This window comes from Streptomyces silaceus, assembly GCF_001419745.1.
GTDB lineage: Bacteria > Actinomycetota > Actinomycetes > Streptomycetales > Streptomycetaceae > Streptomyces > Streptomyces silaceus.
In genome coordinates this window covers 1-2,376 of the sequence record NZ_LIRJ01000555.1, presented here as the reverse complement: position 1 = coordinate 2,376, position 2,376 = coordinate 1, and the positions used below count along the sequence as shown (strand labels likewise).

2 protein-coding genes are annotated in these 2,376 nt (G+C 67.0%); one reads left to right on the top strand and one right to left on the bottom strand.

What is annotated here, in order from left to right; all coding sequences use genetic code 11:
- A partial coding sequence (locus AOK22_RS36480) for a PTS fructose transporter subunit IIB (protein WP_279617110.1) occupies nucleotides 1-350 on the bottom strand: 350 nt, incomplete at its 3' end.
- A 358-nt stretch (nucleotides 351-708) separates the two neighbouring features.
- Here AOK22_RS36480 and ahcY point away from each other — a divergent pair.
- Entirely contained in the window at nucleotides 709-2,163 is a 1,455-nt protein-coding gene (gene ahcY / locus AOK22_RS36475) for an adenosylhomocysteinase (protein ID WP_055702963.1), read from the top strand.
- The last annotated feature ends 213 nt before the right edge of the window (nucleotides 2,164-2,376 follow it).

The window sequence follows — 2,376 nt, the reverse complement described above, 5'->3', positions numbered from 1 at the left end:
GCGCTCTGCACCCGCTCGATCAACCGCTCCGGGTGGCTGATGCCCTCGGAGACGCCGACCGACAGCACCCGCTTGCCGACGAACCGGCTGCGGTCGACGTCCTTGTCGGCTGCGATGATGATGCCGTCGGCTTCTCTGACATCGTTGTCAGAGAGAACGTTCTCGGCCCCGATGGAGCCCTGCGTCTCCACCTTCATGTCGATGCCGAGGCTCTCCGCGGCCTGCGAGAGCTTCTCGGCCGCCATGTACGTGTGGGCGATGCCGGTCGGACAGGCGGTCACCGCGAGCAGCTTCAGCCGTTTCCGCTCGCCGCTGGCCCCGCCTATGGGGGCGTCGGCCGGACTGGTCACGTGGATCTCCTTACGCCTTTGCCGAACAAGATCGCGCAAATGTTCCCGATCTCCAGGCATCCTGCAACACATAAGCGCAGGATCAAAAGCGCAAAGGTCCCATATCGTCCGGGTCTGACGGCCTATCTGCCCACCAGGACGTGCCCGGAGGCGGGCTGGGGCTTGCTGGGCCAATCGGTGTAGCTTTGTGACTGAGCCAGACGTCGCTGCTGATGGCGGTCGGGCGGTCCACGCACGGATCGTCCGAGGGAGAGAGGGCCTCCGACGGACTGCGCTGCGCGCACCGGTGCACCCTTGTGCCCGATGCCGCAGGTCAGCCATGTCCACCCTCGACCCATCCACGAGGAGCAGCTCACTCATGACTCTCATCAACGGCAAGGACTTCAAGGTCGCCGACCTCTCCCTCGCCGAGTTCGGCCGCAAGGAGATCACCCTCGCCGAGCACGAGATGCCCGGCCTGATGTCCATCCGCAAGGAGTTCGCCGCCTCCCAGCCGCTGGCCGGCGCCCGCATCATGGGCTCCCTGCACATGACCGTGCAGACCGCCGTCCTCATCGAGACCCTGGTCGCCCTCGGCGCCGAGGTCCGCTGGGTGTCCTGCAACATCTTCTCCACCCAGGACCACGCCGCCGCGGCCATCGCCGTCGGTCCGAACGGCACCCCGGACGACCCGCAGGGCATCCCGGTCTTCGCCTGGAAGGGCGAGACCCTCGAGGAGTACTGGTGGTGCACGGAGCAGGCGCTGACCTGGCCGAACACCCCCACCGGCGGCCCGAACATGATCCTGGACGACGGCGGCGACGCCACGCTCCTGGTCCACAAGGGCGTCGAGTACGAGAAGGCCGGCAAGGTCCCCTCGGTCGACACCGCCGAGAACGACGAGCACCGCGTCATCCTGCAGCTCCTCAACCGCACCATCACCGAGGGCTCGCAGAAGTGGACCCAGCTCGCCTCGGAGATCCGCGGCGTGACCGAGGAGACCACGACCGGCGTCCACCGTCTCTACGAGATGCAGCGTGACGGCCAGCTCCTCTTCCCGGCGATCAACGTGAACGACGCCGTGACGAAGTCGAAGTTCGACAACAAGTACGGCTGCCGCCACTCGCTGATCGACGGCATCAACCGCGCCACCGACGTCCTCATCGGCGGCAAGACGGCCGTCGTCCTCGGCTACGGCGACGTGGGCAAGGGCTGCGCCGAGTCCCTGCGCGGCCAGGGCGCCCGCGTGATCGTCACCGAGATCGACCCGATCTGCGCGCTGCAGGCGGCGATGGACGGCTACCAGGTCACCACGCTCGACGAGGTCGTCGACAAGGCCGACATCTTCATCACCACGACCGGCAACAAGGACATCATCATGGCCTCGGACATGGCCAAGATGAAGCACCAGGCGATCGTGGGCAACATCGGCCACTTCGACAACGAGATCGACATGGCCGGCCTCGCGAAGATCGACGGCATCGTCAAGGACGAGGTCAAGCCGCAGGTCCACACCTGGACGTTCCCCGACGGCAAGGTCCTCATCGTGCTGTCCGAGGGCCGCCTGCTGAACCTGGGCAACGCGACCGGTCACCCGTCCTTCGTGATGTCCAACTCGTTCGCGGACCAGACGCTGGCCCAGATCGAGCTGTTCACCAAGCAGGAGGAGTACCCGACCGACGTCTACGTGCTCCCCAAGCACCTGGACGAGAAGGTCGCCCGCCTGCACCTCGACTCGCTCGGCGTGAAGCTCACGACGCTCCGCCCCGAGCAGGCCGCGTACATCGGCGTCGAGGTCGAGGGCCCGTTCAAGCCCGACCACTACCGCTACTGACGGTCGACCGGCCGCCGGTCAGCCCCACTTCAGCAGGCCCTCGCCCCCACGGCGGGGGCCTGCCCCTGTGCGGCCCACCACGCGCAGCCGACGAGACTCACGCCAGGAACAGGACCGAGGACCGAGACCCATGCCCCGCGGCCGATATTCGCTCCATGATCCGCACGATCACACCCCCCTCGGTGAAGAACACTTCCACTGCGCCCCCGGCCC

Coding starts and splice junctions, on each gene's coding strand:
- ahcY (WP_055702963.1), top strand. CDS start 709: ATGACTCTCATCAACGGCAAGGACTTCAAGGTCGCCGACCTCTCCCTC.